The organism is Anatilimnocola floriformis, assembly GCF_024256385.1.
GTDB lineage: Bacteria > Planctomycetota > Planctomycetia > Pirellulales > Pirellulaceae > Anatilimnocola > Anatilimnocola floriformis.
In genome coordinates this window covers 5,745,408-5,769,348 of record NZ_JAMLFW010000001.1, presented here as the reverse complement: position 1 = coordinate 5,769,348, position 23,941 = coordinate 5,745,408, and the positions used below count along the sequence as shown (strand labels likewise).

The 23,941-nt window shown below is 59.4% G+C and carries 16 protein-coding genes; 9 read left to right on the top strand and 7 right to left on the bottom strand.

What is annotated here, in order from left to right; all coding sequences use genetic code 11:
- Nucleotides 1-5: 5 nt before the first annotated feature.
- The 3 genes from M9Q49_RS22940 to glgX all read left to right on the top strand — a co-directional run bounded on the left by M9Q49_RS22940 (nt 6) and on the right by glgX (nt 4,624).
- Complete coding sequence (locus tag M9Q49_RS22940) at nt 6-1,619, top strand: TolC family protein (RefSeq protein ID WP_254511241.1); 1,614 nt, start codon at nt 6-8, stop codon at nt 1,617-1,619.
- Between the two features lie 97 nt (nt 1,620-1,716).
- A complete protein-coding gene (locus M9Q49_RS22935; RefSeq protein ID WP_254511240.1) occupies nt 1,717-2,073 on the top strand; it encodes a hypothetical protein in 357 nt (118 codons plus the stop codon).
- A 457-nt stretch (nt 2,074-2,530) separates the two neighbouring features.
- Complete coding sequence (glgX, locus tag M9Q49_RS22930; RefSeq protein WP_254511238.1) at nt 2,531-4,624, top strand: glycogen debranching protein GlgX; 2,094 nt, start codon at nt 2,531-2,533, stop codon at nt 4,622-4,624.
- Nucleotides 4,625-5,196: 572 nt separating this feature from the next.
- On the opposite strand, the gene mscL is transcribed toward glgX, so the two are convergent.
- Nucleotides 5,197-5,634, bottom strand: coding sequence for a large-conductance mechanosensitive channel protein MscL (gene mscL, locus M9Q49_RS22925; RefSeq protein ID WP_254511236.1), 438 nt, complete (start codon nt 5,632-5,634; stop codon nt 5,197-5,199).
- Between the two features lie 297 nt (nt 5,635-5,931).
- On the opposite strand from mscL, the gene M9Q49_RS22920 reads away from it, so the two are divergent.
- A complete protein-coding gene (locus M9Q49_RS22920) occupies nt 5,932-6,624 on the top strand; it encodes a carbonic anhydrase (RefSeq protein WP_254511234.1) in 693 nt (230 codons plus the stop codon).
- A 135-nt stretch (nt 6,625-6,759) separates the two neighbouring features.
- On the opposite strand, the gene M9Q49_RS22915 is transcribed toward M9Q49_RS22920, so the two are convergent.
- The 3 genes from M9Q49_RS22915 to M9Q49_RS22905 are packed head-to-tail and all read right to left on the bottom strand — an operon-like array spanning nt 6,760 to nt 9,918.
- Nucleotides 6,760-7,848: a methyltransferase domain-containing protein gene (locus M9Q49_RS22915; protein WP_254511232.1), complete on the bottom strand. Its 1,089-nt coding sequence runs from the start codon at nt 7,846-7,848 to the stop codon at nt 6,760-6,762.
- Nucleotides 7,849-7,871: 23 nt separating this feature from the next.
- The gene (locus M9Q49_RS22910) at nt 7,872-8,723 is read right to left on the bottom strand and encodes a polysaccharide pyruvyl transferase family protein (protein WP_254511227.1); all 852 of its coding nucleotides are present in this window, start codon (nt 8,721-8,723) and stop codon (nt 7,872-7,874) included.
- 10 nt (nt 8,724-8,733) lie between these two features.
- Nucleotides 8,734-9,918 (bottom strand): glycosyltransferase, encoded by a 1,185-nt coding sequence (locus tag M9Q49_RS22905; protein ID WP_254511225.1) that lies wholly within the window; start codon nt 9,916-9,918, stop codon nt 8,734-8,736.
- Between the two features lie 317 nt (nt 9,919-10,235).
- On the opposite strand from M9Q49_RS22905, the gene M9Q49_RS22900 reads away from it, so the two are divergent.
- From M9Q49_RS22900 to M9Q49_RS35815, 4 genes are all read left to right on the top strand, one after another.
- Nucleotides 10,236-10,685, top strand: coding sequence for a hypothetical protein (locus M9Q49_RS22900; protein WP_254511224.1), 450 nt, complete (start codon nt 10,236-10,238; stop codon nt 10,683-10,685).
- 713 nt (nt 10,686-11,398) lie between these two features.
- Nucleotides 11,399-12,559, top strand: a complete 1,161-nt coding sequence (locus M9Q49_RS22895; protein ID WP_254511222.1) for a hypothetical protein — start codon at nt 11,399-11,401, stop codon at nt 12,557-12,559.
- 253 nt (nt 12,560-12,812) lie between these two features.
- Nucleotides 12,813-14,645, top strand: coding sequence for a pre-peptidase C-terminal domain-containing protein (locus tag M9Q49_RS22890; protein ID WP_254511221.1), 1,833 nt, complete (start codon nt 12,813-12,815; stop codon nt 14,643-14,645).
- Nucleotides 14,646-14,683: 38 nt separating this feature from the next.
- Nucleotides 14,684-17,170 carry a CotH kinase family protein gene (locus M9Q49_RS35815; RefSeq protein ID WP_254511219.1) on the top strand — a complete coding sequence of 829 codons (2,487 nt, stop codon included), beginning with the start codon at nt 14,684-14,686 and terminating at the stop codon, nt 17,168-17,170.
- Between the two features lie 64 nt (nt 17,171-17,234).
- Here M9Q49_RS35815 and M9Q49_RS22880 read toward each other — a convergent pair whose 3' ends face one another.
- A complete protein-coding gene (locus M9Q49_RS22880) occupies nt 17,235-18,059 on the bottom strand; it encodes a class I SAM-dependent methyltransferase (RefSeq protein WP_254511217.1) in 825 nt (274 codons plus the stop codon).
- 180 nt (nt 18,060-18,239) lie between these two features.
- The gene (locus M9Q49_RS22875; protein WP_254511215.1) at nt 18,240-18,725 is read right to left on the bottom strand and encodes a CsbD family protein; all 486 of its coding nucleotides are present in this window, start codon (nt 18,723-18,725) and stop codon (nt 18,240-18,242) included.
- Nucleotides 18,726-19,336: 611 nt separating this feature from the next.
- On the opposite strand from M9Q49_RS22875, the gene rnr reads away from it, so the two are divergent.
- The gene (gene rnr / locus M9Q49_RS22870; protein ID WP_254511213.1) at nt 19,337-22,027 is read left to right on the top strand and encodes a ribonuclease R; all 2,691 of its coding nucleotides are present in this window, start codon (nt 19,337-19,339) and stop codon (nt 22,025-22,027) included.
- A gap of 15 nt (nt 22,028-22,042) precedes the next feature.
- Here rnr and M9Q49_RS22865 read toward each other — a convergent pair whose 3' ends face one another.
- Nucleotides 22,043-23,926: an NPCBM/NEW2 domain-containing protein gene (locus tag M9Q49_RS22865; RefSeq protein ID WP_254511212.1), complete on the bottom strand. Its 1,884-nt coding sequence runs from the start codon at nt 23,924-23,926 to the stop codon at nt 22,043-22,045.
- Between the last annotated feature and the right edge of the window lie 15 nt (nt 23,927-23,941).

Below are 23,941 nucleotides of genomic sequence, written 5' to 3'. Positions count from 1 at the left end.
CACGGATGTCTTTTTGGGTTGGACTCTGCCTTGGCGTGACGTCGCTGGGTTGTCGCGGAATGCTCGCCGAGTCGAAGCAATCCGCGCAAGCTGACGCACCGCCCGAAGTAACCGCGCCGCCTGAACTCCCTGCGCCGCGAGAAACGCCGCGCCCCAAGGAAAATTCCAAGGCTCCCGAAGTGCTTGCGCAGCCGAAAGGGACGGCCACGCCTTCTCGCACTGCGCGCGAGCGTTTCGATGCGCTGCTGCCGCTCATCGACACACCGGAGAATGCACTTCCCGCCGGGCCGTTGCCGCTGCAGCAAATTCAGCAGTCGGTGATTCAGCAGTTTCCTCTCGTGCTGGCAGCTATTCAAGAAGCGCAGGTGATTGCCGGCAAGCAACAAGCGGCCCAGGGGGCTTTCGACGTCAAGCTGGTCGCCGAATCGCTGAACATGCCGCAAGGCTATTACGAAAACTACCGCCATCTGGTCAAAGCCGAGCAACCAACCCTGGCCGGCGGTTCGGTGTATGGGCAATATCGAATTGGTCGCGGCTATTTTCAGCCGTGGTACGGCGAACGAGCGACGAACGAAGGTGGTGAGTTCAAGCTGGGCTTTGCGACGCCGTTGCTGCGAGGCCGCGCGATCGATGAACGACGCGCCGAAATCTTTCGCACCGATCTGCAAGCGGGTGCGGTCGATCCCATCATTCGCCAACAGCAACTCGAATCGCTCTTGGTGGCTTCATATGTCTATTGGTCCTGGGTGGCCGCGGGGCGAATGTATGTCACCACCGAATCGCTGCTCGACGTCGCCCAGCAGCGAAATCGCGGCTTGGCTCGCCAGGAAGAACTCGGCAACTTGCCCCGCACCGAAGTGCAACAGAACGAACGCCTGATCGCCACTCGCCAGGCCAAGTTGATCGAAGCAAACCGCAAGCTGCAAGGCGCTGCCGTCAAACTTTCCCTCTTCCTGCGCGACGCCGCGGGCGATCCGATCGTTCCCACCGTCAAGCAACTCCCCATCGACTTTCCCACGATGGTCGACCCGCGCGAGCTCCCGCTCGAAGATGCGATCACCGCCGCCCTCGATCGCCGGCCCGAACTGCAGCTGTTGCAGATCGACCGCCAACTGGTCGACGTCGATTTGCAATTAAGCCAGAACGAGTTGCTACCGAACCTGACCGCGGTGATGGAAGCCTCGAAGGATGTCGGTTATCCCGCCAGCAGCAAAGGGGACAAAACACCTTTCGAACTCGAAGCCGGTTTGTTGTTCGATGTTCCTGTTCAACGCAACAAAGCACACGGCAAGATCCAAGCCGCCCGCGGTAAGCTGAACCAATTAACCCAGAAGCAACAGTTCACGGTCAACAAAGTGGTCGCCGAAGTGCAAGACGCCCAGGTGGGCCGTGTGGCCGCCTTTGAGCGCGTCGGCAGGGCTCGCCGCGGCGCGGCGCTCGCCAAGGAATTGGTGCTGGCCGAATATCGCAGCTTTGAGTTGGGAAACAGCGACCTGCTGCGCATCGCCATCCAGGAAGCAGCCGAGCTCGACGCGCAGATTCTCGAGATCGAGGCATTGCAGGACTATTTTCAAGCCGAGGCCCAATACAACGCGGCCATCGGCTTGCTGCCTTTTTAGGATCCCCTCCGCAACTTCGGAGAGAGGTAGCACAAGCGAGTAAGCGAGGGAGCTTCTATAATCAATCGCCTGGGGCAGCTAACTCTGGGGGATCGCCATGAAACTCCGCTCGGTGGTAATTGTGACGCTGGTGTCATTCGTGATGCTGGGCATGGTAGTGGCCGTCAGTTGGGGGCAGTTCGGTTCACAGCCGAGCAACCCAACGCAAAATATGGAGCTGATCAACGACTTGCACCTGCGGAAAACACCGGCCGACGACACGGGCCGTTTTCGAATTGTCTCGCTGCCAGGCAACACGATGCTGCTTGATTCGAAAACTGGCGATACGTGGGTGTTGAAGGCTAGCGCCCAGGCGAAATTGCGCTGGGTCGTGGTGCCGCGCTCCGCAGATGAGGAAGAGCAGGAGGAAGAAAACGTAAAGCCCGCGAAGCTCCAGAAAGACCCGTTCGAGTAAGTCAGTGCCCTTTCGCGCTTCGGCCCCTCACCCCAACCCTCTCCCCGGAGTACCGAGGAGAGGGAGCTTGAGCTGACGCACGATCACGCTTCGGTCCTTCTCCCGCCTCTCGTCCCTCGCCTCCCTCTTCCGGCACAGCCGTTACAGCCCCAACCAGGCTCACAGCTTCCGCCGGACAGCTTTCGCAGGCGGCAACGTTTAGCCGATGCGAGGGACCGCGCCGACGGACAAACTTTTGGCAATCCGCGTGTCAGACCGCTGATCCGGCTTTTTTTGCAGGTATATTGGCTGTCTGAGCCGCCTCGCGCTGCAGGTGATGTACGTTTTGGGCGTAGTGGTCTGCCAGGTTTGTTCTTCGTTGGTTTCTCCGCATCTCTCCGCGGTGGGCAGCGACATGACAAGCCACTTGGAAATGGCAGTCAGTCGCACCCACCTGAGTAGCACGAGGCCCCACCACATGCTCATGCGACACGTTCATCCCAAACTTCAGTTCACTTACACGATGCCGTACGGCGCCATTCTTCATGAGAATGGTGTGCAGTTCGTCGTCTACAGCCGCAGCGCCGAAGCGATGCGTTTGCTGTTGTATGATGCGGTCGAAGACCGCGAACCCATCGAGATCATCGATTTCGAGCGAGCCACGGATCGCTGGGGCGACATCTGGAGCATCTTTGTTCCAGGCCTGAGCGCCGGCCAGCTGTATCACTTTCAAGCCGACGGGCCGTTCGATCCCGCCAATGGTCATCGCTTCAACGGGCGAGCCCGGCTGATCGATCCCTATGCCAAAGCCCTGGCTGGTAACTTTCAAGAGAGCACCGACGGCGTGATTCGTCCGCCGAAGTGCGTGGTGGTCGACGACTACTTCGACTGGGAAGGCGATCGCCATCTCCGTCGTCCGATCAGCGAAACGATCATTTACGAAACCCACGTGAAGGGTTTCACCAAAGACCCGAGCAGCCAGTGCAAAAATCCTGGCACTTATGCGGGCATCATCGAAAAGATTCCGTACCTGAAATCGCTGGGCGTGACTGCCGTTGAACTCATGCCGATCCATGAGTTCCCGATCGGTGGCATCTACGGCCAGAAGCTCGAACGCGAGAACTACTGGGGTTACGACTCCATGGCGTTTTTCTCGCCACACCGAGGCTACGCCAGCAGCAATGAGCCTGGCAGCCAGGTGAACGAGTTCAAGCAGATGGTGAAAGCCCTGCATGAAGCCGGAATGGAAGTGATTCTCGACGTCGTGTTTAATCACACGGCCGAAGGAAACGAGATGGGTCCGACCTTGAGCTTCAAGGGGCTCGAGAATAAGACCTATTACATGCTGGCCAATGGTGGCACGCATTACATGAACTACTCGGGCTGCGGTAACACCGTGAACGGCAACCATCCGGTCGTTCGCGAAATGATCTTCCACTGCCTGCGTCACTGGGTGCACAACTATCACATCGACGGCTTCCGGTTCGACCTGGCCTCGATCTTGAGTCGCGACCGGAACGGCAACCTTGTGCCGAACCCGCCGCTGGTCGAAGCGATTTCGGAAGATCCGCTGCTCGCGGATACCAAGATCATCGCCGAAGCCTGGGATGCTGCCGGTGCTTATCAAGTTGGTTCGTTCGGCGATCTGCGCTGGGCGGAATGGAACGGCCGGTATCGCGATGACGTGCGCCGCTTCTGGCGGGGCGATCGTGGTTTGCTCGGCGCGTTCGTCACTCGGCTCGCTGGCTCCAGCGATCTGTATGAACACTCGGGCCGCACGCCCCACTGCAGCATCAACTTCATTACGTCGCACGATGGTTTCACCATGAGCGACATGGTGAGCTATCGCGACAAGCACAACGACGCGAACGGCGAAGGTAATCGCGACGGCGACAACAACAACTACGCCGATAACTACGGCGTGGAAGGTCCGACGACTCGGCCGGAGATCGAAAACCTCCGTCAGCGGCAGATCAAGAACTTCCTGGCCACGCTACTGATGAGTCAGGGTGTGCCGATGATGGTGATGGGCGATGAATGTCGCCGCACGCAGAAGGGCAATAACAACGCCTACTGCCAGGACAACAACATCAGCTGGTTCGACTGGTCAAAGGTCAATCAGAACAAGGATCTGCTCCGCTTCACGCAGGGTTTGATCAAGTTCCGCCGCGTGCAGCCGACGATTCGCCGCGAATCGTTCCTCACCGGCAAAGCGCCGGAAGGGGCTCTGCCCGACGTCAGCTGGTACAGCGCTCTCGGCACCGCGGTCGATTGGCATGGTGAGGACAATACCCTCATCTGCTTATTGAAAGCGGAAGACCTGGTCGAGAAGCATCCCGAAGCACGCGATGTTTTGATCCTGATCAATGCCACGAGCGAACCGCGCGAGTTCATCCTGCCGCCGGTCGCCAAGGGCACGAAGTGGCGGTTGTTCATCGACACCGCCGCGGCCACGCCGTATGACATTTACCCGGACTTCGATGGTCCACCCCCACCTCGTTCGCGGAGACTTACGCTCTCTTACCGTTCGACTTGTGTCTTCGTCGCCGAAGACCCGCCGCGGCTCGTGTAGCCGCAGATCGTAGTGTCGTCTTTTGCTCCGCAAAAGAACGCGTCTCGTAGGGTGGGTCGAACGGTACTCCGTGAGGCCCACCAGATTGCTACCAGAGCCGCGTGATTCCGCAGAGCGAGAGAAGACAACGCTGCGAACCGCAAACATCAACCTGCGAACTCGCAGCAACACTGGGCAGCAGCACCACCGTCCGCATTGGTTTCGCCGCACCTGCAGACGCCCACGCTCCTGTTAACCCAAACCCGTCCTTGTGCCCGCCGCTCCTGCCCTGAGGAATCGCGATCACTACCGACAGCAACGCCGGCTCCCAGCAGTCAGCCACGCGCACGAAAAAGCCCTCTCGGTCGAGAGGGCTTTTTTTGTTGATGTTGCGTAGCAACGAAAAGGTAGCCCGACGCGTTAGCGAGGGAGGGCCGCGAGTTCACTCCTGGTTCACCGACGTGCGGAAGCACAAAAAAGAGTCGTAGCAGATCCCCGACTTCGCACACCTCGACCGTTTTGGTGCTGCCGCACGTTTGGTGGCAACTAACTCCACTCGCCCAAACCCTCGCTCACGCGTCGGGCTTCCTTGGTTACCGCTTCGCGGCCAGCAGGTCGCGGATCTCGGTGAGGAGCTTGATATCGGCCGGCGCTTCGGCGGGGGTTTCGAGCTTCTTTTCTTCGAAACGTTTCTTGGCTGTGTTCACCAGCTTGATGACGATGAACAGGCAGAAGGCCACGATGGCGAAATCGACGCAAGTTTGAATCAGCGCGCCGTACTTCACCGTGACGTCTTCGGTGACCATTGTCTTAACGCCGTCTTTTTCCACTTCCTTGCTGATGGTGCCGATGACCTGGCCCAGCTTCGAAAAGTCGGCTCCTTTTTGCCAATAGGCGATCGGCGGCATCATGACGTCGTTAACGATTGAAGTCACAATCTTGCCAAACGCCGCACCGATTACCACGCCCACGGCCATGTCGATGACGTTTCCTCGCATTGCGAAGTCGCGAAACTCTTTCAGCAATCCCATGGCAATCTCCCCGCAAAAAAACATGTTGAAAAGACAAGACAGCGAGCGTTCTGCTCGCATGATAGTCCGAAAAGTGAACTCCCGGCTATTTCAGTTTTTTCATCTTGGCCTGCGTCTCCCCGCAGTTCTCAAACGGCTTGTCAGCCGCGATGATGGCGGCGGGCGATGCATTCGCGGCTTCGCGCAGGCATTTCCGCTCTTGCCTCACTCGGGCCTCAACCTTACAGTTCCGTTAGATTTGGCCGCAGTCGGATCGAACGCACTGCCGGGAAGAACTTTCAGAATGAAGGGACAGGAATGAACGATCTATTCTCTGGTGTGCGACATTTTCGCCAGAACGTCTTTCACACGCAGCAGGAACTTTTTTCGGAACTTGCCAAGAGTCAGAGTCCGCAGACGCTCTTCATTACTTGCTCCGATTCGCGCATCGATCCCAACCTGATCACCCACACCGATCCGGGCGATCTGTTTGTCATTCGTAATGCGGGCAACCTCATTCCTGCGTTCGGCGTGCAGACCGGCGGCGAAGAAGCGACCATCGAGTTTGCCCTGCAAGCCTTGGGCGTGCGGCACATTGTGATCTGCGGCCACTCTTGCTGTGGTGCGATGAAGGGCTTGATCAATCCCGGCGCGCTGGGCGAAATGCCGTCGGTCGCCAGTTGGCTGCGACACGCCGAAGCGACTCGTCGGCTGGTGAAGGCCAAGTATCCCGAAGCCACCGGCGATGAGTTGCTGCGAGTGATGACCGAAGAGAACGTCCTCACTCAGATCGAAAATCTGCAAACCCATCCCGCCGTGGCCGTGGCGATGGCCAAGGATTCGCTCAGCATTCACGCCTGGATCTATGACATCGCGACCGGCGGTGTTAATTCGTACGACGTTGCCGAAGGCGTGTTCAAGCCGCTCGGTGAAAACGTCCGGCCGGCAGCAGGCAACACGCCGCGCCGTGTCTTTGATATTCGCGGCGGAGATTCGCTGTTTGTCGCGTAAGCTGTTGTTGCCAAGCGATTCGTAGGACGGACCATTGGTCCGTACCGGCAGCGGGTACTGACGTCGTTTTGCAAATTACCTTCGCGCGGGACGAACCAATGGTTCGTCCTACGAGAGTTACGACGTTCTACGGTTCTATCGCTTCACACAGCGCCACAACGGCCGCGAGGCCGAGGTCTTGTGAATGCCGTCTTGCGTGTAGCCCAGCAGTTCCATTTGTGAGAACCGCTGATCGTTTAGCAGGTAATCGTAGTTGTGCTGCGTGGTGTTGGCGTGCCCTTCGAAGTACATCACGCCGCCGAGGGCTTGATCGATCGTACGCACGAAGGCTTCTTTATCTTGCACGTGGTTGATGATCGAAAAGCAGAAGACCGTGTCGAACTTGCCGGTCGTGGTTTCGATCCCCAAGTCGTGCTGACGGAATGAGCACGGGGCGGCAAACAGCGCGTTCAAACGAATGGCAGCCGTAGCGATGTTTTTGCTTCCTTCGATGCCGAGTACTTCTCGCGCGCCGCGCTCGGCGGCCAGGTAGCAGCTCATACCCAGGTTGCAGCCGAAGTCGATGACGCTTTTGCCTTGCAGGTCGGCAGGCCGAATCATCTTCATCCGCTCGGCGACATCCTTGCGGCGGCCTTCGAGCAATTCTTTGCCTTGGTGGAAGATGCTTTGATACGGTTTGTCGAGCCGCTTCGAGCCGTAGAACTCATCGGGGATCGTGGCGACCGAACGGAGGTGTTGCTGCAGCGGAATCATTTCGGCCCGCACGCTCATGCCCAACTGATGAGCGATCGAGACGCGGTGATTGCCGTCGACGACAACCAGTCGACCATCGGGTCGCTGGCAAACACGAATCGGTTCGATCTGTCGACTCTTCGAAAGCAACAAGTATTGCTCGGCGAAGCGCAGAGCTCGCGCAGCGCGCAGTTCCGGCGTGTTCTTCTCCGGGCCGTAGTGATACGACCAGCTCGCCGTCAGGTAATCGAGATAAGCCTGTTCGGGTTGCGGCTTGTCATCAGCCAGCGCTTGCATGAACTGCCGATGCGGAAACTGGGCGAGCGGCACGGTGTGATACTGTCCGCACTTCTGCTTGAAATAATCCTGCGTTCCCAAGTGCTGCTGGCCGAACAGCAGGTTCGGCAAGTCCTGCGCGGGAATCTCGACGATCGGATAGGCCTGCGAAGTCCAACGCTGCAAGGGCTTCAGGATTTGACTCAAAATGCTCATGTTCAATCTCTCGAGGTTGGTGATCAGGCAGCGCGCTTCAGACGCAGCAGGCGCTGCACCTTGGCGACGGAATAACGAAGCCACGGCAGTCGCGGCAGGCGCGGTTCGGCTTGCAACCGCTGGGGTAATGAACGCATCAGATCGTGCAACTCGGCTGCAGCGCTCACGGCTTGCGGCGGCGGTGGAGTGAGTTGCGAAAGAACCGTAACCAGACTGAGCGGGCCGCGAAAATCGAGCGGCTTGCGCGGCGATTTCACGGCTTGGGCATGGTCGGCAAATTTGAAACCATGGCCGAGAACTTCGCCGGCCGATTTCCAAGCACAGGGAATTTGCAACGCATCGGCCACGATCAAACCATGCAGCGAAGACGACACAATGCCGTCGCAACTGTCGATCGCGTGAATCACATCAGCTGGTGAACGGCGGACATCGATCAACAGCACATCGCTCGGATGAGCAGCGGCCAATTCTTGAAAGGCTGCCGTCTGCTGATCGGCGTAATGAAGGACGACGCCCAGCTTGTAGCGTTTCTTGGGCGCTTGTTGCAGCAATTGTCGCGCGAGCAAACCGGGATCGCCAAAGAGGCAACCTTGCGGACGCCCCGCGCGCTCCCAAGTCAGCGGCCCGCGAACGGCGAGTAGCTTTGCCTCTGGCAATTCACAACGGCTGTGTTCATGCAACAAGCCGGCGCCGAGAACGTAGCCGGCAAAGCCCTGCGGCACGCGTTCGAGAATGCTGCCCACGCCGATCAGTTGTGCGAAGTAAGGGTGAGCGTGCTGCACGCCCAAGCCGTAATGATTCAGCAGCGTTTCGGTCAGGCAATCGCCGAAGTTTTCGGCTCGCCACCAGAAGGCATTGATTGTGGAAGTGGGCATGTTTCACTCCTCAAGCGGCCGCACGGCGCGGCTCGGTTGCCTCAGGGCGCGAAAGCAACGACTCGAGCGCGATGTCGAGTGCATGAAGCGGCCAAGTTCGCTGAGCAAACTCGGCGGGGACTTCGAAATCGCACAAAATCAAATCAGCGCCGCGGCAGCTCTTGAGCGCCGGCGTGAAGTGATTGACCACGAGCAATTTCACGCTCGCCGATTTCGAAAACGCGCCGTCGCCTGCCAGGCGAATCTCGACATCGGCAGCCGTTGGCTCGGCGATTACTTGATAACGTTGCAGCGACTTGGCGAGTCCCGGCGCTGCGAGCAGCAGCGCGGCGCTTTCCAAAATATGCAGTTGCAGATCACCCCGGCGACGCTTCACGAGGCCATTGGCACAGCGGGCGAGTTTGCCGCGGCGATGTAGGTAGGCGACGTTCGCGCCATCGCGCCAGGTCTTCGGCACCGAGGGAGATTTGGGATGCCACAGATGATAGGTGTGGGTCTGGTGCAGGATCGAAGCAACCCGTATGCCAGCGGCGCGAAGTCGCATTCCCAGATCGTCGTCCTCACAGCCCCAGCCGACGAACGATTCATCGAAACCGTTGATTCGTTCGAAATCGGTCCGGGCGAGAGCAAAGTTTCCCGACGTCAGCCGCGGCTTGTTTGGATGATTCAAGAAGAAATGAAGCCGACTCTTCTGGGCGTCTTTCCACAGTTTGAAACGGTTCCGCCAGGTTCCGAGCTGCGTGAATTTGCCCGCCGCTACTTCGGCGACACCGAGACTTTCGCTGGACGGCTGATCGAGATGAACGCAGTAGCTGGTATTGGCGATTCCTGCGCGGCGGGCGGCCAAATGCTTCACCAGGTGATCGGGAGGAATCAGGCAATCGCCGTCGAGAAACAGCAGGTATGAAGCCGAACTGGCGGCGGCCCCGCGGTTGCGATTGGCGGCAGCGCGAAAGCCGTGGTGCGGCGCCGTCGTGAAGTGAACGGGAAAGTCGGCCGTTTGAGCGAACTCGCGGACGACATCGGGCGTGTGATCGGTCGAGCCGTCGTCGGCAACCACCACTTCGAAGGAAACGCCATGGCCTCGCTGCGCAGCGATGGAAGTGAGCACCCGCTGCAAATGCTGCGGCCGCTGAAATGTCGTGACGATGATCGACAGCTCGGGCTTGGCCGCGATCGGTGTTGAAGTGCGCACGGCAAGTCCTTCCTGGACCAAAAACCGGGTTCCGTCCGCCAAAGTTATAGCCTGACTGCATTCGGGCGACCAAGAGCAATCCGCCGGCCTGAAAGTAGCTGAATTTGCCAGAATTCAGGACTGGTAAACAGAGGTGACCAGCAAACGGAGGCGACCATCTGAATTCCGGCGAATTCAGCTACTTGGGCAGCGAGAGTCGCCGGCGAAAAAATTCGCGTGTGACACTATTGCCAGCAAATCGTCCTAAAAGGGTGTCGCGGCAGATCTGTTCTGGATTTGCCCACCTTCAACGCGGCCGGAACCGCAAAGAGGCACAAATGAATCGCAGCGTGGTATGTCTGGTGGGTTTATTGTTCGCCGGTCTGCTGGCAGGCAGCGTGCACGCCCAATGTCAGGGTGGTGGCGGAGGCCGCGGGGGCGGCAGCTCGCAGGGGAGCGGCATGGGCATGGGGAGCGGCATCGCCACAAATCGCGGCGGCGGCTCGATGTACAGCGGCCCGGGCTCATGGGCCTATGACCAAATGCTCGGTCAGGCGCTTGCTCGTCAGATGGCCATGCAGGCCTATCAAAAACAAATGGAAGATCAGGCTCGCCGAGCCGAAAACCTGGCCAAGCGTCAGTACTTCGCGGCCCAGCGTCGCGAACAGAAGCTGAAGACTCCGGCTGCCACGCCGAACTCGGCGAGCAAGTTGCTCGCGTCGAACAACGGTTCGCTCTACAGCCCGATCTCGGCGAGTCAATCGCTCGATATTCTCCCGGGTCGTTAAGCAGTTGTCTTGGAACTCGAACAACCTCTCTCGCCGCGGCGCACGAAGGCCAACTTCGCACGCCGCGGTGTTTTTTCTTGTTGTCGAGCAACCGGGAAGGCGGCTCCCGCTGAGGTGGAATTGCGAAGGCCGTTTTGACCTGAGTTGTCCGGCGTCGCTGTCTAATAAGGATATCACAGCAGACAATCTGAAACAGCACCAAACTCAGACGCGAAGTGTACGCGCTTGGAGCTAATAACTGCTGCGCATTGGGAAAAAGTCGCGGCGTGGTTGTCAGGCTGTTGGCAAATACTAGGAATTTGTTGTTTTTCAGATACAGAACTGTTGTGCGATTTGTTGTGAAACTGTTGTGTGTAGTTGTTTTGAATGTAGAGTCGACATTTTGCGAAACTCTCAGCCTGGCAAGGAGTTGCCGCGAGTTTTTAAGCAATCGAAGGCTCCGGAGTAGTGTTGTGAAACTTTTGGCTTCATTTTGCGTAAGGCATTGGTTGTCAATGTCTTACGGGGAAATCGAAATTCCAAAAGGTGTTGTAAAGTTGTGGTCCAGCGCCAAGTCTTGTCCCAATCACCCCCATCGCCCGATCTCTCCAACTCTGACACCTCCTACCTCGCTCTCCCTTTCGAATTTCACCCGTGACATGCTGCCGCCACGCTCGTCCTAACAAGCCGGGGCCGAACATCTTTTCTTTTGGAACAGGCGAGTGAGGCGAGCGATGAAACGATTCAAACCGATGATCGAGGGTTTGGAACACCGGTATGCGTTGACGGTGGCCGCGGTGGTCGACGATGGCGATTTGATTGTGACTGGCGATGCAACCGCCGCCGTCACGATCACTGCCGTCGATGCGGATACGTACGAAGTGAAGGAAGGCAACGAAGTGGTCGCCACGCTCGATGGCGTGACTGATGACATTCGCATCAAGATTGATGCGAGTGGTGATGCGAACGACCAGGTGACGCTCGATCTCAACGGCCAATCGATCGACAAGCTGATGGTCGATCTCGGCGGCGGCGATAACGATTTCACGCTGACCGGCGGGACGATGGCGGGGGATTTTCTCTATAAGGGTGGCGATGGCGATGACAACGTGACGATCGCCGACGATGCGAATGTTGAGAAGTCGGTCGCGCTGCGCTTGGGCGCGGGCGACAATAGTGCGACGGTGAACGGCGACGTCGGTCGTGACCTGAGCGTGCAAGCCGGCGCGGGTGACGACAGTGTGGCGGTGGCTACGGATGTGGTCATCGGCCGAATGTTTGCGGCGTATCTTGGCAACGGCGACAACGATGTTTCGCTCGACGGCGATGTGACGCGCGATGCAGCTATTCTGACCGGCAGCGGCGACGACACGATCAGCATTCTGGCCGCGGCAACAGTGGGTCGTTCGTTGTTGACGAGCGTCGGCAGCGGCGACAACACGGTTTCGATTGCCGGTGACGTGACTGGCAACGTGAATATTTGCGGCGGCTCGGGGAACGACACGGTCTCGGTCACCTCAGATGCGACGATCGAAGGCAATTTGTCGGCTCAACTTGGCAGCGGCAGCAACACGCTGACGGACGACGGGACGATTGACGGCGATTTGCGCGTTACGAGTTCGAACGCAGACGATGTGGTGACGGTGGCCGATACGGCGACGGTTGGTGGCGAACAGCTGATTAATCTCGGCGTGGCGATGGGTGGCGGTGGTGGTCAAGGCGGCGGACATCGTGGTCCAGGCGGGCCGCGCGGTGGTCGTGGCCCTGGTGGTTTCGGTGGCGGCTTTGGTGGATTCGGCGGATTTGGTGGTGGAGCGGGGAGCGGAGCTGGTGGCGGAACCAGCAGTGGCAGCGGCAGCACCGGCACGACTTCTACCTCCAGCTTGCGCCGGTAAAAGGATGCTAGTGCGACAAGTTGCGGGGGCGACTCAGGGGTGTCGCCCCCGCAACAACGGACATTGGTAGGGCATCGATCGGTAAAGATGATTTGGACCGCGAAAAAGCCGATTCTTTTCCGTAAGTGGTGTCCGGGCTTTTCGCGGCTCGCGGTATAGTTCGCCCGCACGCAAGAGGCGTGCAAGGCTTGAGTTTGTTCGTTCGATCAGGGAAGACTCCATGCGCATGATGCGTGTCCGGTCCGCACGAAAAATGCAATTTGAACTCCTGGAGCATCGGTCGCTCCTGGCAGCTGATGTTGCGACCAGTTTTCTGAATCTCGCCGCGGGTGTCGCGGACGACAGTTATGAAAACAACGACACGCGCACCACAGCGAGCAACCTGGGTACGCTGACGGCGAGCAAGACGATCAACAATCTGGTGCAAGCCGACGCGGCTGATTGGTACAAGTTCACCACGACGGCGACGGCAGCGGCCGGCGCGACGGTGTCGACCATCTTCACGCATTCGCGCGGCGATCTCGATCTGGAACTATACAACTCGTCTGGCACGCGGCTGAAGGTCTCGCAGGGGATCGGCGATGGCGAACTAATTTCGCTCTCGGGCCTGGCCAAGGGAACGTACTACGTACGTGTGTATGGCTATCGCGGCGCGACGAATCCGAATTACAGCTTGTCGATCAATTTGCCGAGCGCGGTGCAGGCGCCGACGGATGATCAATACGAAAACAACGACACGCAAGCCGTTGCGGCAAACTTGGGAACGCTTTCGACGAACACGACGATCTCGAATCTGCAGCTGCGCGACTCGGCTGATTGGTTCAAGTTCACGACCACAGCGACGGGTACGACAGCGAACACAGCAACGATCAGTTTTCAAAACGCGCAGGGCAATCTCGCGCTGCAACTAGTCAACGCCAACGGCATTGTGCTGGCCACATCGAATGGGAGCGGCAATACCGAATCGGTGTCGCTCTCGGGTCGTGCGGCGGGAACGTACTTCGTGCGCGTGTACAGCGCCACCGGCGCGACCAATCCCAATTACTCGCTGTCGATCAACGCGCCGGCGCAACCTGCGACGCCGCCGCCGGTCAGCAGCGGCGGTGCGTTCGATATTCAGATCAACTACACCGGTTTCACGGCGAGTCAGCGAGCGATTTTTGAATGGGCCGCTGCTGAGTGGGAATCGATCATCGTCGGCGATTTACCGAGCGCGATTTACAACGGCGCGATTGTCGACGATCTGCTAATCAATGCGACTTCGACCGATATCGACGGCCCGGGCGGCACGCTGGGCCAGGCCGGTTACGATCGCGCCCGGACCAGCGGCACGCGGTTGCCCTACCACGGCAGCATGGAGTTTGACTCCGCTGACCTGGCCGAGATGGAAGCCGACGGCTCGCTGCTGAGCGTGATCACGCATGAGATTGGTCACGTGCTGGGTATTGGCACGTTGTGGCAATCGAAGGGGCTGTTGGTGGGCGCGGGGACGAGCAATCCGATTTTCATCGGCCCGCAAGCGACGGCGGCGTATAACGCGATCTTTGGCACGAATGCGACCGGCGTGCCGGTGGAAAATGACGGCGGCAGTGGGACCCGCGATTCGCACTGGCGCGAGAGCGTCTTCAACAACGAAATCATGACCGGCTATATCAATGCCGGGTCAAATCCGCTCAGCCGCATCACGGTCGCTTCGCTCGCCGATCTGGGATACACCGTGAACATGGCCGCGGCCGATAATTTCGCCCGGCCGGCTTCAGCGAATCTGGTTGCAGCAAATTCGGCTAGTTCCAGCAGCAACGGCGCGTCACGGCTGACCGCAGCGGGGGATTTTTTCGCGGGTGCAATATTCGCAGCCCTCAGCCGTTCTCCCTCCCAAGCCGGATTGCGTACTGACGATGGTACCCGCCTGACGGAAAGAAACCTTCCGCGGCAGGCGGTGTTTGCAGAAGTGAACGAGCTGATTCGGTTGTGGGCGAATGACCATATTTCCGTGACGGAAGTGGCCGAAACCGCCCGGCCGACGCAGACCGAGGATGTCGATCTGATTTTTGGCACAGCAGACTTGGGCTGGGAGAACAGCTGAACTGTCGCTGAGCCGCAGCAATGAAATTGAGGCTCAGCGTGCGAATTGCAGTTGCGGTGGGATTGGTAGCTCTCGGCAGCATTTCTCTTTTGGCGCTCGCTCAGACGCCAGAAGGTTTTCAACCGCCGCCGCGTCAGCCTGGTGGCGGCGGCCCAGGCCAAGGGCCCGGTGGTCCCGGTCAAGGTCCGGGTGGACCGGGTGGTTTCTTTCGCGGTCCCGGTGGCCCCGGCGGTCAGCCGCAGCATCCCACGGCGACGTTGCTCGGCATGCCTGAGGTTCAGGAAGAACTCGAGCTTTCGGCCAATCAAAAGCGAGCGATCACTGCCGCGGTCGAAGAGCTGAACAAGACGACGCAAGCCGCCGTGGGTGCCTTCGATCCACGTCGCATGGGCGATATGAGCGAAGACGAGCGGAACAAGCTCTTTGCCGAGATGCGGACCAAGTCGGAAGCCGCGAACAAAGGAGCCGATGATACATTTCGGAGGATCCTGTCGACCAAACAAACCAAGCGGCTCGATCAACTGCGGCTGCAGCGCGAAGGCGCCTCGGCGATTGTTCGGCCTGAAAATGTCGACAAGCTGAAGCTCTCGGAGAAGCAAGTAAAACTGCTGACCGAAGTGCAGGCCCGCAGTTCTGCCGGCATGGGCCCCGCTGTGGTTTCACCACAAGCGTATGCCGATATGCTCGCGGTCCTCTCAACCGATCAGCAACAGCAATGGACTGAGCTCAGTGGCAAGCCGTTCAAGTTCACGTCACAACCGGCGGGGAATGCGGGGCGCGGTCCAGGTGGTCCTGGCGGCTTTGGTCCTCCCGGCGGCGGCGGTCCGGGTGGGCCCGGTGGTGGGCCGTTCGGTGGTGCTGAACGGAAGTTGCTCAAGGAATACGACAAAGATGACAACGGCGTGCTGAATGTCGCCGAACGAAAAGTGGCCCGTGAGTTTCTCAAGACCCAACCGCAACAGCGCGGCTTTGGTCCTCCAGGAGGCGGCGGTCCGGGTGGCCCGGGCGGTGGTGGCCCAGGCGGACCTGGAGGCGGCGGACCCGGCGGCGGTGGACCTGGCGGCGGTGGACCTGGCGGCGGTGGACCTGGCGGTGGTGGACCTGGTGGTGGTGGACCTGGTGGTGGTGGACCTGGTGGCCCGGGAGGTGGTCGCATGATGGGCGGCCCTGGCGGTGGACGTCGTGAACCGGGCAAACCCGGTCCGAAGGTCGCGGTCACCGATGTAAAGCCGATTCCCGATGCTCCGCTGTATGCACCCAACGTGCTGCGAACGATTTTCATCGAATTCGAAAACAGCGACTGGGAAGAAGAGCTCGAAGCCTTTCACAATACCGATGTGGAAGTGCCGGCCACGCTGACTGTCGACGGCAAGCAGTATCCGAACGTGGGCATTCACTTCCGAGGTATGTCGTCGTACGGCAGCATTCCCCGCGGCTCGAAGCGGTCGATGAATTTGTCGCTCGACATGGTGCAGAAGGATCAACGGCTGTACGGCTACAAGACGTTGAACTTGCTCAACGCCAACGATGACCCAACGTTCCTGCACACGGTCCTCTTCTCGCAGATCAGCCGCGAGCACATCCCCGCGCCGAAGGCGAACCTAGTGAAGGTCGTCGTCAACGGCGAGAGCTGGGGCGTGTATGTGAACGCTCAGCAATTCGACAAAGTTTTCGTCGCCGAGAATTTTCCGAAGAAGGAAAAGGGAACGCGCTGGAAGGTAAGCGGCAGCCCCGGTGGCGGCGGCTCGCTGGCTTATCTCGGCGAAAACCTCGACAGCTACAAGCGGCTGTATGAGATGAAGTCGAATGATGACGAGAAGGCTTGGAAGGCGCTGATTCAGCTCACGAAGACGTTGAACGAAACGCCCCCCGAAGAACTCGAAAAAGCGATTGAACCGCTGCTCGATGTCGAAGGTGCCTTGTGGTTCCTGGCGCTCGACAACGCCCTGGTCAACAGCGACGGCTATTGGATTCGGGCCAGCGATTACAGCATCTTCCGCGATAGCGACGGCAAGTTTCACATTATCGCCCACGACATGAACGAAACGATGATGCCCGGTATGGGACCGGGCATGGGTGGCCCAGGCGGCGGACCCGGAGGCCCTGGTGGTCGCGGACCCGGTGGACCGGGCGGCGGTCCTGGCGGACCCGGTGGTGGTCCGCCAATGGGTGGTGGTGGCGGCGCTGGCAACAGCGGTTACAAGGTTGATCCGCTCGTTGGTTTGTACGACACGAGTAAGCCGCTGCGGAGCAAGTTGCTCGCAGTGCCGAAGTATCGCGCGAAGTATCTGGCCAACGTCCGGACCATCGCCGAGAAATCGCTCGATTGGAACAACCTCGGCCCGATCGTGAAGGAATACTCGCAGTTGATCGAGAAAGAAGTTGCGGCTGACACGCGCAAGCTGTCGCCGTTCACGGAGTTCGAAGCAGCGACCGGCGGCGCCACGAGCCGCCACAGCCTGGAGCAATTCGCCCGCGAACGTCGGGCGTATTTGCTCGATCACTCGGCAATTGCGAAAGAGTAAGAGCCTCTTGATCGGCCGAAAAAAGTGGGACGGACCATGGGTTGCCATGGTCCATTCACCAGAACTACCGCTTCTCGGCCCACACCACGCGTTCGATGCAGACGGCCACAAAGTCAGGCTGTTTCCACATGCAGTGACGGCTGTCGGGATCGATCAAACGATCGAGTCGGCGCAGCGCTTTCGGCTTCAGGCAAGCTTCGACGCGTTCGCGCAGGCTGTGCAGAAACGATTGAAAATACTCTTCGCCGTGGGCGCTCAGTGGTTGCTGTCGGGTGAAAGCAAAGCTCCGCTCTTGCGGCCGAACGAACTTCGCCTGGCGGAGCAAACGCGATAGCCAGCGTCCCGCATAGAACTTGGCAGGTCGACTGGCGGTGGCCTGAAAGTGCTTTAGCTCGGCGGCCAGGATGTGAAGTTCCAAATCGACGGGCCACGGCAAGAGAATGTGATGCAGCGAGTCGTTTTCGAGCAAGGCAATTCTTCCGCCGGGCCGCAGAACTCGCTGCATCTCTGCGAGGCAGGCGTTGATTCGCGGCAGGCTGTACAAACTCTGCGCGCACCACACGAAATCGAAGGTCTCATCTTTGTACGGCAGCTTGGTCGCATCGGCGCGTTCCAAGTCAATGTCGCTTGCATTAGAGCGGTCCACATTGCGTGAGGCTTCGCTCAGCCAAGCGGAAGAGATATCGACGGCCGTCACCGAGCCAGCCCGGCCCACCATCTCATCGAGCCAGATCGCAAACTTGCCGTCGCCAGTTGCGATTTCCAAGACCTGCGCCCCGGCGTGAATCGGCAGCTTCGTGATCATCGAACGGAGTTCGCGGGCGAACTCGCGATGAAACGCCTTCAGCATCGGAGCATAGGAGGGTAGTGCCGCCGCTTGCGTAGTCATAGGTTCCTCGCCTGTTGCGCTGAGATGTGCGCATAAAAAATGCCACGCCCAGTAATTGGGAGACTGAGTCGGCTACTCAATTCTCGATCGAGTAGTCGGTTCAATCTGCTCTTTTACCGAGCGTGGCTGCTTGCCTCACGCGTCTTCAATACCTGAATGACTGTCAGTTCCGGACTGGTTCTACCGGTTGCTGAGCATCATTCCAAACATGAGACCAACCAGAACACCGGCTCCGAAGCAGACTGCTACGGATTCGGCTGGGTTGTGCCTCACTACGCGTGTGGCTTGCTTGTATCCTTGGCGAACCATTTCGTTCGCCTGTTCGGTTCCCTGCTGGAACCCTTGTTGAACCCGTTCGCCGGCATGGCTGGCAAAGTCGGTCGCGTATTCGCCGGCGCCTTGAGCGTACTCAGCGATACGGTTCGTGGCTTGGCTGGCATATTCTGCGGCTTGGCCGGCGATCGACGAGCCACCCTTATTAAACGAATCGAGGAATTGCTCGATGGCTTGGCGTGCTTCGCCGGTCTTCCGCTGGATCATGCCGACCAACTGATCGACGTTGCCGTTGAACGCGCCGAGATCGTCGTTCGTCAGCTGGCCCCATTTGGTGCGGAGCTTACCTTTGATTTCGTTCCAGTTTCCTTGCAATGTTTGAGCGTTCGGCATGACTTGTTTCCCGTGCAGGGCTCCTCGTTTGGCTTCCAACAGCGAGGGGCGACTGATTTCGCCGCCTCGCTTTGTTTGTCTTTGTCGGAACGATTGGATTGCAATGCTCGTGCCACGCGGGAAATGTTGCAAATCTCGCGATTTTGCCTTCAGTTGTGCGGCAATCGATCGCGGAGCGCGCGAAATTCGGCCACGGCGGTTGCCGAACAGCCAAAAGCAGCCGCTGACAGCGAGTTTTCCTCCTATTCAGCTATCACCGGCGTGCTATACTTACAGCAGTGATCGCAAGAAAAGATTGTCCCGAGCCCGAACCTTTGATGTGGGCTCGCTGTCTCTGTACTCAATCACAGGTTGCATCGGCCACGCTGGCCGCAGCCAACCGCCGCGAGACTACACTGCGAAGACGCAGGTACTTTCTCGCTTTCAGGCCCGGTTTTCCGGCTCGATTCTCCCTAGCACGAATCGCCCGAAAACTGCACCGCGATGATGTTTCGCTGGCCTGCCTCGCCGAACGAGATTGTTTCGGCGTTTCCGCCTCGCGTCAGTATCCTGCCCGCGAAGGCCCAAGTTTTTTCACAGCTGGCAGGATGGTTTTGTAGACTATAGGAATGATGAATCCAGAAGAGAACGAAGAATCCCTCCCCACCTCGGCCGACGCGAATGCGGGCCATCAAGCGGAGGAAGCTGCCCCCGAACCCCAGGCGACTGAGCCTGAATTGCTCGAGCAGCAAGTTGAAGATGTCGCCGAAGATGCGACCGATGAAGAAGGCGACGAAGCAGCCGCTGAACAAGCCGCGCCGCGAGAGAAAGCCTCTCCCGCCGCTCGCAAGCTCGAGCCGCTCGTGCTTGCCCACGTCTTGCGCGAGCAATATCAACCCGTGAAGCCGCGGGTGATCGCCAAGCAGTTGAAGCTGCCGAGCGAACAGCACCAGGCCCTGAAGATCTGCATCCGCCGGCTCGTGAAGCAAGGCAAGCTGTCGTTCGGCAGCGGCCATATTGTGCGACCGCCGGTGAAGCCGGCGAGCAAGCAACCGACTGCGGTGGCTGCGACGCCAATTCAAAAACTAGAACCCCGTGAAAAGACGCGGCCACAGTCGGAGAAGAAGTCCGCCGACAGACCAGTCGACCGCGGCCTCGTCACCGGCAAGTTCCGCCGCGCGGCCAAAGGCTTTGGCTTCGTTCGGCCGCTGGGAACACCTCGCAGTGCCGAACGCAACTTCGATATTTTCATCCCGCTCAAGAACACGCTCGATGCTGCCAGCGGCGACGTCGTGACGGTTCGCGTGATGCGCGATCGCAGCAACCGCGACGAAAAGGGCCAGCCGAAGATCAGCGGCGAAATCACCAAGATCGTCGAACGGAGCACGCATCAGTTCGTCGGCTTGTACAAAGAAGTCGAAGGGGCCGCCTTCGTTGATGTCGACGGTAAGCTCTTTGCCCAGCCGGTACCGGTCGGCGATCCCGGCGCGAAGGGCGCCGCTCCGGGCGATAAAGTTGTGATCGAAATGGTGCAGTTCCCCACGCACTACGGCGACGGCGAAGCGGTCATCACCGAGGTCCTCGGTAAGAAGGGTGAGCCGGGCGTCGACACGCTGTCGATCCTGCGTGAGTTCGACCTGCCGGAAGATTTTCCCGATGAAGTCGTCATCGCTGCCCGCGAAGAAGCTGAGCGATTCGACGAAGCCATCGGCGATCGTCTCGATCTGACCGAAACGACGGTCGTCACGATCGATCCGGTCGACGCCCGCGACTTCGACGACGCGATTTCGCTCACACGGCTCGAAAATGGCCATTGGCGACTCGGCGTGCATATTGCCGATGTGTCGCACTTCGTGCAGTTCCGCTCACCCCTCGATCGCGAAGCCCGCGAGCGCGGCACGAGCGTGTATCTGCCGGATCGTGTCATTCCGATGCTGCCCGAGATCATCAGCAACAACCTGGCCAGCCTCCAGCCGAACAAAGTTCGCTACACGCAAACCGCGTTCATCGAGTTCTCGGCCGAGGGAGTGCCGGTTCACAGCGAGTTCTATCGCAGTGCGATCAAGAGCTGCCGCCGCTTCACTTACGAAGAGGTCGACGAGTATCTAGCCAACGCCGAACCGTGGCGAGCCAAGCTCGAGCCGCGGGTTTTCGATCTGCTCGGCATGATGCACGAGCTGGCCATGATCCTCCGCCGTCGGCGGTTGGACAAAGGCGCGATCGAACTGACGCTGCCGGAAGTGAAGATCGATCTCGATCGCCGTGGCGAAGTGGTTGGCGCGCATCGCGTGATCAACACGGTCAGCCATCAGATCATTGAAGAATTTATGCTCGCCGCGAATGAGGCGACCGCGCGACTCCTCACCGAGCGCGAAGTGCCATTCCTGCGACGAATTCACGAGCAGCCCGACTTGCGGAAGATGGACGCGCTGAACGGCTTCATCAAGGAGCTCGGCATCGAGTGCGAGGATTTGCACAGCCGCTTCGAAGTGAAGCGAATCATCAAGGAAGTTGAAGGTAAAGCCGAAGAGCATGCGGTGAACTACGCAGTGCTCCGCAGCATGCAGAAGGCGGTTTACAGCCCGGTGGAAGAAGGGCATTACGCGCTCAACAGCGAACACTACTGCCATTTCACATCGCCGATTCGGCGATATCCCGATCTCACGATTCATCGGATGATCGAAGCGATTTGCCTCGGCAAAAAACCGGCGGCTGATTTCGAACGGCAGATGTTGCTGGGCGAACATTGCAGCGATCGCGAGCAACGAGCCGAGAAGGCCGAACGCGAACTGACGAAGGTCAAACTCCTAACCTACCTCGCCAAGAAGGTTGGCCTGCGGATGTCGGCTGTTATCACCGGCGTCGAAGAGTGGGGCATGTTCGCGCAGGGCATCGACATGCCAGCCGAAGGCTTGATCCGCACCGACGCCCTCGGCGACGATTACTACCGCTATGACTCGGCCAGCCATAGTCTGGTGGGCTATCGCCAGGGTAATCGCTTCCGGCTGGGTGATCGAATCGAAGTCGAAGTAGCCCGTGTCGACATCGACAAGCGCGAACTCGACTTCCGCGTCGTCAAACGAATGGAAACCGTCGAACGCGCCGGCGGCAAATCACTCGGTGGAAGGCGCCGGTCCAAAGATGCCGACATGATTAAGGACCGCCGTCCCCCGCGCGGCAAGAGCGGCGGTAAATCATTCGGCGGTCGGTCGTCGGGTGGCAACTCGGGCAGTAGCTCCGGCGACATGTCGCGCGGCGGCAGCTCGCACCGGGCCGAGAGCTTTGGGAAGCCGAAGAAGTCGAAGCGGAAGGGCCGCCGGTAATTTGCCGGCGCGCGATCATTCCCGAAACGCCGGAAAGCACCAGCAGCTGTCGTCGTCCCACGAGCGATCGAGCGGGTCGCACTCGAGCGTCAGCGTTTTGGCCCCCTCAGGAATGTTGACAGCGACCGGAGCGATGGCGCGGCGCTCGACGGAGTACAGCTCCTGGCCGTCGGCGCTGACGATGAATTTCACACTGCCGCTGCGGGCGCAATAGGCCATCGCGGTGAACGCTTTCGTGCCGGGAGGAATGGCGTAGGTCAAACGCGAAGGCGCGTGAGCATAGACGAAGTCAGTGCACGGCTGACCGTTGATGATCGGGTTGGTCCCCGCGTTGATGCCGAATTTGTCTTCGAAGTGAGTCTTGATCGCGGGAGTAAGCGAGGTGAGTGAGGTCGCTCTCATCTCGGCATAGCGCTCGGGGATGGGTTGCAGCAGCGGCGCGGCTCGGCCATAAAAGCCCTCGCCCTCGAGAAGCTTGACGCGGCACGTCGTGAACGTGGCAGGAGTGTCGTAAATGGCGAGCGCCGGCTGGGCTTTGGTCCCGATGCTCCACGCGGGAGCAACCTGGAGATCGCTCGTGGGCCCTTCGTACATATACCGCTGCTTGCCATCGAGTGTGTAGGCCACCTGCGCATGATCGCCGGTCAACCGCACGCTCATCTTGATGCGATGCAGTGTATTGGGTTGGAGCAAGTTGGCGACGACGGCTGCGGGATTTTCCCACGCCTCTTTGCCGGCCACTCGATCGAGATAGCTGTACTTGCGATTTCCATATGAATCGGTGCTGACGAGGACGTTTTGGTCGCCAACGGGAATGATCAGGTGGATGTCGTCATGATCCACACCTAGTTTGAACTCGGTTTCAAAATCGTAGCTGCAGTTGGTGAGAATCACCGGAAACCGCAGCCGTGAATTGCGGATGCCGGTCACGCTCAGTTGGTTGCCGTTGCGAGTCCATTCTCCGCTGGCCAGATCGTGATCGAATTCGACCAGCGGAATCAATTCGATCCACGTATGAGACTCCAGCGGCTCGCGTTTCGATTCCAACACGGGCTCTGACACGGGTTCCGTCGGTTCCGATTCTGGCGTTGTCGGCGTCGGCGGCGGTTCGGAGGCCGGAGGAACCACAAAAGGGTCCGGTGTCATCTCTCGCGGAACTGCTGCCGGTGGGATTGTTGGATGGGGCGGTCCGGGCACTTGATGCAGCGGAGGCTGCGGAATCGTTGGCTGGAGATTTGGTGGTGCGGGTACATCCGGCGCGATTGCCACTGGGACTGGCGGCGTACTACCGCCCATCTGGCTCACGAACAACACAATGATGCCCAGCGATACGACAACTCCCGCCACAATCGCGGCAACCAGGGCCGGACTCATGATGGAGTCGTTGCCGCCGTGCGCGGGCCCCAGCGTGTGTGAGTGAAACGCAGACGCCGGCGCGGAGAGTTCCGGATAAACGGGGTACTGCGGCGCAGGTGGTTGCTGTGGCAGTGGTTGTTGCACCTGCGGCCTAGGCTGCACAGGGGCAGGTTGCTGCGGCCGGGCAACAGGTGTTGGCTTGGCTGCCGCCGGTTTCGGCGCGGCGGCAGGCGCTGGCTTCGGTGCGGCCTTGGGCTCGAGTTGTTTGCGAAGTTTGGCGTCGTAGGCAGCCCGTTCGGCATCATCCAGCAGGATATGTCGCGCGCGAGCAAGTTCGTTCAGGAGCTTTTGGCTATCGACTGCATGCTTGCCGACCTGAAAGCTGCGAAGGTGGGACATCTGCCGATCGGCAGCGCGCTCGATGACCGAGTGGACGTTCTCGAACAGGCTAATGCCGACCAGCCGATACAAATTCGGAGGCTGTTCCGCGGGCGGAATCCCGAGTAATTCGTGGTACGCATCGAATTGTGAAGACTTACTCATCGCGAATGCGCCAGA